Origin of the sequence: uncultured Gemmiger sp. (assembly GCA_944388105.1) — a bacterium.
In the GTDB taxonomy this organism is placed as follows: domain Bacteria; phylum Bacillota; class Clostridia; order Oscillospirales; family Ruminococcaceae; genus Gemmiger.
Map to the genome: position 1 here is coordinate 1 of CALXHN010000097.1, position 7,541 is coordinate 7,541.

Genomic DNA, 7,541 nt, shown 5'->3' on the forward strand with positions numbered 1-7,541 from the left:
AATCTACTACCGTTTTATCGGCAAAGTGGAGTAAAAACGCAAATAAACCATTTATCTCTTTAAGTTGGGGAAACCGGCAGCTCCTGTCCGGACATCGCCCTGCTTTGTCCTCTGGCCCGGGCGCTGGACACCAACGTGGATACCCTGCTGCAATTTGAAGAGACCCTTGCCGATGAGGAAGTCATCACCCGGATCAACGCCATTCTGGAGCAGGCTCTGCGGGACGGCACCGTGGATGCGGCCCAACAGCAGCTGAACGAACTGCTGCGCCGTTATCCCAATTGCACCGCCCTGCAGTACAATGCCGCCGTGGCTTATGATTCCTTCCGCCTGTTCTTTCCCACGGCGCCGGAATCGCTGCAGCGGGAATGGAAGGACAGCAAGCGGTCTTTACTGGAGCGGATACGTTCCGGCGGCAATGCTGCCTACTGGCAGAGCGTCACCCTCAGTCTGGCCGCCCTGGAGATCGCCGACGGTGACCCGGAGCAGGGCGCCGCACAGCTGAAGGAACTGCCCCAGCAGACCTGGGATATCGGAGGTATGTGGGCCCTGTATTATATGAAAACGGACCGGCCGGAACAGGCCCTGGAACTGACCCAGAAACAGCTGTACCGGGCCGTGACCCAGGCCATCTCCGCCCTGGTGACCATGACCAATCCCAAGCTGCAGCCGGACCCGGACAAGCGCCACAAGCTGTGCGACGCCTACCGGACCCTGGCGGAGACCTTTGCCCTGCCGGACAGGAGCGACGGCCTGCTGCTGGAACTGTACCTGGAACAGGGAAACATCGAAAAAGCCGCAGCCTGCTTTGTGCAGTACGCCCATGCGCTGCAGGCCCCCTTCCGGCTGCCGGACCCGGATCTGTTTGCCCCGGGACTGCCCGCCCGGACTTCGGAGCCGCCCCTGGCCGCCGTCCGGGAGATGCTCCGCATGCTGGTCAGAGCTTTTGACCAAGAGGCGCGATACCGTCCCCTTTGGGCCGTTCCTGCCTGCCGTGCTGCCCTGGACCAGCTGAAGTCCGGTCTGGAACAGGCACCGACGGCTTGACCTGCCTGTCTGCGGGCCGTATACTGATAAAAAATCCGGGTATCGGCCTGTGTCCGGCGGGCAAAATCCGATCAGGAGGCATTGTATGAACAAACAGGAAGTTTATGCGTTTCTGGACGAGAAGCACATCGGCCACGAAATCACCGAGCACGCCGCCGTCTACAACATGGAGGAACTGGCCCGGGTGCAGCTGCCCTATCCTGACCGGGACGCCAAGAACCTTTTTGTGCGGGACGACAAGCGGCGCAACTATTATCTCATCACCGTGCGGGGAGACAAGCGGGTAAACCTGAAAGATTTCCGCCGCAGGCAGGGCACCAAGCCACTGACCTTCGCCTCCCCGGAGGAATTGCAGGAGATCCTGGGCCTTGTTCCCGGCGCCGTGACCCCCTTCGGTCTGCTCAATGATACCCAGTGCCGGGTACATTTTTACATCGACCGGGATTTCTGGCAGGGCTCCGGCCTGATCGGCGTGCATCCCAACGACAACACCGCCACCGTCTGGCTGAAAGCCCGGGACCTGACCGCATTGCTGCAGGAACACGGCACCGCCGTGGACATTGTGGAACTGGACTGATCCCCTGCCCCGTTTGCCCCAAAGGAGTGATCGTATATGCCCATGCTGGGTGCTTTTCTGAGCCCGCATCCGCCCGTTCTGCTGCCCGAGGTGGGCAGAGGCCGGGAGCGGGAAATTGCCGCCACCGGGAACGCCATGGCCAAAGCCGCCGCAGAGGTGGCCCGCTGGGCCCCCGAGGTGCTCATCATCTCCTCCCCGCACACCATTCTGTACGGGGATTACTTCCACATTGCCCCTGGCCGCGGCGCGTCGGGTTCCATGGCGGCCTTCGGTGCGCCCCAGGTGCGCATGGAGACCGCGTATGATGTCCCCCTGCGGGAGGAAATCATACGCTGCGCCGAAGCCGCCGGCCTGCAGGCCGGCACGATGGGCCAGCAGGACCCCAGCCTGGACCACGGTGTTCTGATTCCGCTGTATTTTCTGCGCAAAGCAGGGGTGACCTGTCCCATCGTGCGGATGGGGCTGTCCGGATTTTCGGCCCTGGACCACTACCGTCTGGGGCAGTGTGTGGCCCAGGCGGTGGAAAGCCTGGGCCGCCGTGCCGTCTTTGTGGCCAGCGGAGATCTTTCCCACAAGCTCAAGGCCGACGGGCCCTACGGCTTTGCACCGGAAGGTCCGGTCTTTGACGAGGCCGTGACCCGGGCCATGGACACCGGCAGCTTTCTTGACTTTTTCACCCTGGATTCCTCCCTCTGCGAGCGTGCAGCCGAATGCGGTCTGCGCTCCTTCCAGATCATGGCCGGTGCCCTGGACGGACTGGCGGTCCGGCCCCGTCTGCTCAGCCACGAAGGCACCTTCGGGGTGGGCTACGGTGTCGCGCTCTTTCCGGTCACCGGCCGGGACGACACCCGCCGGTACGCCGCTGCCTGCGAGCAGATACGCAAAGACCGCATGGCCGCCCGTCGGGCCGGAGAGGATCCCTGGGTCCGGCTGGCACGGCTCTCGCTGGAAACCTTTCTCCGGCAGGGCCGGGTGCTGCAGGCCCTGCCGGACGACCTGCCCGCCGAACTGACCCATCGGGCCGCCGGGACCTTTGTCTCACTGCACAAGGACGGCCGGCTGCGGGGCTGCATCGGGACCATCACCCCCACGGAGGAGAACGTGGCCCGGGAGATCGTGCAGAATGCGGTCTCCGCCGGGACCCGGGACCCCCGGTTTCCCCCGGTGCGCGCCGGAGAACTGGACGAGCTGGAATACAGCGTGGACGTGCTGGGCCGCCCGGAACCGGTGGATTCGCCCGACCGTCTGGACCCGAAGATCTACGGCGTCATTGTGAGTTACGGACGCAAACGCGGGCTGCTGCTGCCGGACCTGGAAGGTGTGGACACGGCAGCGGAACAGGTGGACATCGCCCGCCGCAAGGGCGGTATCCGGGAAGAAGACCCCTACACCCTGCAGCGGTTCAAGGTGGTGCGGCATCTATGAGCGTGACCTGTGAATTGTGTTTTCATCGCTGCCGTCTGGATGAGGGCCAGACCGGCGCCTGTCGGGCCCGGGCCAACCGGAACGGCACCATCGTATCGCTGAATTATGGCCGACTCACCGCCCTGGCGCTGGATCCCATCGAGAAAAAACCGCTGCGCCGGTTCCACCCCGGCAGCCTGATTCTGTCGGCAGGAAGTTTCGGCTGCAACCTGCACTGCCCTTTCTGCCAGAATGCCGGGATCGCCGCCGCGGGGACGGAGGCGTTCACCCGGGACTTCACCCCCGGGCAGCTGGTACAGGAGGCTCTGCGGCTGCGGGACAAGGGCAGCATCGGGGTGGCCTACACCTACAACGAACCCCTGGTGGGCTACGAGTATGTGCGGGACTGCGCCGAGCTGGTCCATCAGGCCGGACTGGTCAATGTGCTGGTGACCAACGGGACCATTGCGGAAAAGCCCTGGCGGGAATTGCTGCCGTTGCTGGATGCGGTGAACATCGACCTGAAAGGCTTTACCCAGAGCTGGTACCGGCGGTTGGGCGGGGACCTGGAAACGGTCAGGCGGTCCATCACCCTGGCGGCGGAACGCTGCCATGTGGAGGTCACCACCCTGGTGGTCCCCGGGGAAAACGACAGCGAAGAGGAGATGCGGGCCTTGTCGGTCTGGCTGGCTTCGGTCAGTCCGGACATCCCGCTGCATGTTTCCCGCTTTTTCCCGCGGTATCGGATGGCGGACCGTCCGGCCACACCGGTGGACACCGTCTGCCGTCTGGCCGACCTGGCCCGGGAACAGCTGCGGTATGTATATACGGGCAATTGCTGAATCACAGAAAAAAGCAGGGGGGCGCAGACCCGACGGGTCTGCGCCCCCTGCTTTTCCATGCCGGTACCTATATACCCTTTCCTTATGCGGCCGGACAGTCTTGCTCCGGCGTCCCAGTTCCCCACATGGCAGCGGCAAAGCCGTTTCAACGGGTAAGTTCCTCGTAGAGTTTCTCCGCAAAAGTCCGGTGTCCCTGCTCGGTAAAATGCACGCCGTCAAAAGCCAGTTCCACCTGCCATTTTCCCGCATCGGCAAACCGGAAGCCTCTCTGCTTGGCCAGAGTCTGGTAGTGCGCGGCCAGTACGGCAAAATCGTCTATGATTTTATCAGGGCCGCACGGTTCCTCCGTCCATTCATCATAGATCACCACCGGCGGCGGTGCAATCAGCATGATCTGGTGCCCCGACAAGGTGGGCCGGGACAAGAAGCGCTCCATCTTCCACGCAGCCTTGTCCGGTGAACCCCCCGTTTTTATGAGGTCATTGGTTCCCAGCATCAGGATCACCAGATCGGTGTGCATGGGGAAAGAACAAGGCGCATCCGGAATGCAGCGGCCGTTTTCTCCCTGGTTGATGATTTCCCAGCCGGTCTTTTGCGCCAGAATATCCACCCAGCGGCTTTCCTTGGGATATCGCCCGCCCAGCAGGGAACGCGGGTCATATCCATAGGTATTGGAATCTCCGAAGCACAGCACATTCATCCGTTCAGGCCTCCCTGTGATGGCGCTTTCCCTTCTTTTTGTCTATGGTCATTATACATGTCTGTTTCCCCCGGGACAACCGCTTTCTTCCAGGAAGCGCAGTCCGGTTCTTTTCTCCCCTTTTTTTGCATAGCCTGCACTGAATGGGAGGTGAGAAACGTGTTTTCAATTTTATGGGTGTTTCTGCAGAACGCGGCCGCACATATCTGGTTCGCCGCCCTGCACCTGGAGAGCGGCAGTTTTCCCCGCCCCCTCTCCCCTGCTCAGGAACAGGCCGCCTTTGCCGCCATGCATGCTGGCGATACCGCTGCCCGGGACAGACTCATCAGCCACAACCTGCGGCTGGTGGCCCATGTGGTCAAAAAATACTATGCCGCCCCGGGCGGGCAGGACGACCTCATCAGCATCGGCACCATCGGGCTCATCAAGGCGGTGGATACCTTCCGGCCCGAACGCCGGGTCCGGTTTTCCAGTTATGCCAGCCAGTGTATTGAAAATGAGATCCGCATGCATCTGCGGCATATCCGGCGGGAAGGGACGGTGGTCTCGCTGCAGGAACCGCTGGAAGCCAGCAGCCGGAATGGCGGGTCCCTCACATTGGGAGATGTACTGCCCGATGATGGCGTCATGGAGGACGACTGCGAGCAGCGGGATCTGGCCAGACGGCTGCGCGGACTGGTGGCGGAGCTGCCGGAACGGGAACAGCGCATCCTGACCCTGCGCTACGGCCTGGACCGGCGCCCTCCCCTGACCCAGCAGCAGGTGGCCGAGGAATTCCACATCAGCCGGTCCTACATTTCCCGACTGGAAAAGCGGGCCCTGCAGATGCTGAGCAAGCGATGGCACAGCGGGGAGGCGCCCCGTTGACCCAGTCTGTCCTCCACACAAATACACTTGACCTTTCTTCGCAATCATGGTATCCTAGATATCGACGTTCCGTTTTGAGGGAGCGTTTTGGTGTATTACAACTGGAAGAGAGGAACGGAAAGTATCATGGAACAGTTTACCGCCCTGGTGTCCCAGGCAAGCAACTTTTTGTGGGATTATATCCTTGTGTTTCTGCTGGTAGGCACCGGCATCTTTTTCACCCTGCGGCTGGGATTCATCCAGGTCCGCCGCTTTGGCGAGGGCATGCGCCGTCTGTTCGGCGGGTTCAGCCTGCACGGCAAGGCCGCCGGCAAGGACGGCATGAGCTCCTTCCAGGCACTGTCCACCGCTGTGGCCGCCCAGGTGGGCACCGGCAACATCACCGGCTGTGCCACCGCCCTGGTCAGCGGCGGCCCGGGAGCGCTGTTCTGGGTGTGGGTATCCGCCTTTTTCGGCATGGCCACCATCTACGCCGAGGCCGTACTGGCCCAGACATACAAGACCACCGTGGACGGCCATGTGACCGGCGGTCCCGTCTACTACATCCGCGCCGCCTTCAAGGGGCGTTTCGGCAAGTTTCTGGCCGGGTTCTTCTCGGTGGCCATCGTGCTGGCCCTGGGCTTCATGGGCAATATGGTCCAGTCCAACTCCATCAGTGATGCCTTCCACAACGCTTTCGGCGTGAACAAACTGGTGGTGGGCGTTGTGGTAGCGGCCGTTGCGGCGTTCATTTTCCTGGGCGGCGTACAGCGCATTGCCGCTGTCACCGAAAAGCTGGTCCCCATCATGGCCATCTTCTACATTCTGGGCTGTGTGGTCATCCTGCTCATGAACATCACGGCCCTGCCCGGTGCCTTTGCCCAGATCTTCGGCATGGCCTTCCGGCCGCAGTCCATGGCCGGCGGCGTGGCCGGTGTGACGGTACAGCAGGCCATCCGCTACGGTGTGGCCCGCGGGCTTTTCTCCAACGAAGCCGGCCTGGGTTCCACCCCCCACGCCCACGCCATCGCCAAGGTCAAGCATCCCCAGGACCAGGGCGCCATGGCCATCGTCAGCGTGTTCATCGACACCTTCGTGATTCTGACCCTCACCGGTCTGGTGCTCATCACCTCCGGTCTGGTCTCTACAGGCTTGGACGGCACCGCCCTGACCCAGGCAGCCTTTGCCCAGACCTTCGGGCCGTTCGGGCAGGTCTTCATTGCCGTGTGCATGTTCTTCTTCGCCTTCTCCACCATCCTGGGCTGGTACTTCTTCGGACAGGTCAACTTCAAGGCGCTGTTCGGTTCCAAGGCCCTGCCGGTGTACAGTGCCATCGTGGTGCTGTTTGTTCTGGTGGGCTCCACCCTGAAGGTGGACCTGGTGTGGAAACTGGCCGACTTTTTCAACGGTCTCATGGCCATTCCCAACCTGATCGCCCTGCTGGCCCTGTCCGGCGTGGTGGCCTCCATCGCCCGACAAAAGAACGACTGACAGAAATAAAAGCGGCGTGTTTCCTGCCCGGAAGCACGCCGCTTTTTGATTATCGGAAACAGAGCCACAGCACAAGGTAGCATCCCGCGTAAAAGCCGGCTCCCGCCCAGGCCCACCGGGCCGTCGAACCGCCCCGCCGGGGCATGGTCCGCCGCAGGGCCAGGTATATCCCCGCCCCCACCGGCGGCAGCAGAAAGGCCAGCGTATTCAGTCCCAGGTGGGGCAGATCCTGACGGGCCTTGTCCTCCGCGGCCGGCCCGTCCGACTTTTCAGAATTGATTTTCGTTTGTGCTCTCCCCTTTTGTGGTCCATTTTCTCTTTATTGTAGATAATATTTATCTAAAAGTCAATAGACAGAATCTATCTAGCCTATTCTTGTAATAGAAGAAGGCAGGTGGACACAATGACCAATCGCGTACGGGAATTGCGGGAAGATCACGACTACACCCAGCAGCAGTTGGCCGATATGATCGGCATCACCCAGCGCAAATACAGTTATCTGGAGACCGGTACCCAGCCGCTGACCGCCGATTTTCTGGTGGCGCTGGCAAAGATCTACGATGTGAGCATCGACTACATCCTGCTCTGCACCGACACCCCGCGGCGGTACCCGCCCCGGGAGGCCCGCAGATAA

Annotated in this window: 8 protein-coding genes; 7 read left to right on the plus strand and 1 reads right to left on the minus strand. The window is 61.8% G+C overall.

What is annotated here, in order from left to right:
• Positions 1 to 135 precede the first annotated feature (135 nt).
• The 4 genes from Q0K17_RS09470 to amrS all read left to right on the plus strand — a co-directional run bounded on the left by Q0K17_RS09470 (position 136) and on the right by amrS (position 3,870).
• Positions 136 to 1,047 carry a hypothetical protein gene (locus Q0K17_RS09470; protein ID WP_294542555.1) on the plus strand — a complete coding sequence of 304 codons (912 nt, stop codon included), beginning with the start codon at positions 136 to 138 and terminating at the stop codon, positions 1,045 to 1,047.
• 85 nt (positions 1,048 to 1,132) lie between these two features.
• Entirely contained in the window at positions 1,133 to 1,624 is a 492-nt protein-coding gene (locus Q0K17_RS09475) for a prolyl-tRNA synthetase associated domain-containing protein (RefSeq protein ID WP_294542556.1), read from the plus strand.
• 36 nt (positions 1,625 to 1,660) lie between these two features.
• Positions 1,661 to 3,049 (plus strand): AmmeMemoRadiSam system protein A, encoded by a 1,389-nt coding sequence (gene amrA, locus Q0K17_RS09480; RefSeq protein ID WP_294542557.1) that lies wholly within the window; start codon positions 1,661 to 1,663, stop codon positions 3,047 to 3,049.
• Complete coding sequence (gene amrS / locus Q0K17_RS09485) at positions 3,046 to 3,870, plus strand: AmmeMemoRadiSam system radical SAM enzyme (protein ID WP_294542558.1); 825 nt, start codon at positions 3,046 to 3,048, stop codon at positions 3,868 to 3,870. Before amrA ends, amrS begins: the two co-directional genes overlap by 4 nt.
• Before the next feature lie 145 nt (positions 3,871 to 4,015).
• Here amrS and Q0K17_RS09490 read toward each other — a convergent pair whose 3' ends face one another.
• Positions 4,016 to 4,570 (minus strand): GDSL-type esterase/lipase family protein, encoded by a 555-nt coding sequence (locus tag Q0K17_RS09490; RefSeq protein WP_294542560.1) that lies wholly within the window; start codon positions 4,568 to 4,570, stop codon positions 4,016 to 4,018.
• Positions 4,571 to 4,729: 159 nt separating this feature from the next.
• Between Q0K17_RS09490 and Q0K17_RS09495 the strand changes: the two genes are divergently transcribed.
• The 3 genes from Q0K17_RS09495 (at position 4,730) to Q0K17_RS09505 (ending at position 7,541) form a co-directional block, all read left to right on the plus strand.
• Complete coding sequence (locus Q0K17_RS09495; protein ID WP_294542561.1) at positions 4,730 to 5,437, plus strand: sigma-70 family RNA polymerase sigma factor; 708 nt, start codon at positions 4,730 to 4,732, stop codon at positions 5,435 to 5,437.
• A 126-nt stretch (positions 5,438 to 5,563) separates the two neighbouring features.
• Entirely contained in the window at positions 5,564 to 6,907 is a 1,344-nt protein-coding gene (locus Q0K17_RS09500; RefSeq protein WP_294542563.1) for a sodium:alanine symporter family protein, read from the plus strand.
• Between the two features lie 403 nt (positions 6,908 to 7,310).
• Positions 7,311 to 7,541, plus strand: a complete 231-nt coding sequence (locus tag Q0K17_RS09505) for a helix-turn-helix transcriptional regulator (RefSeq protein ID WP_294542564.1) — start codon at positions 7,311 to 7,313, stop codon at positions 7,539 to 7,541.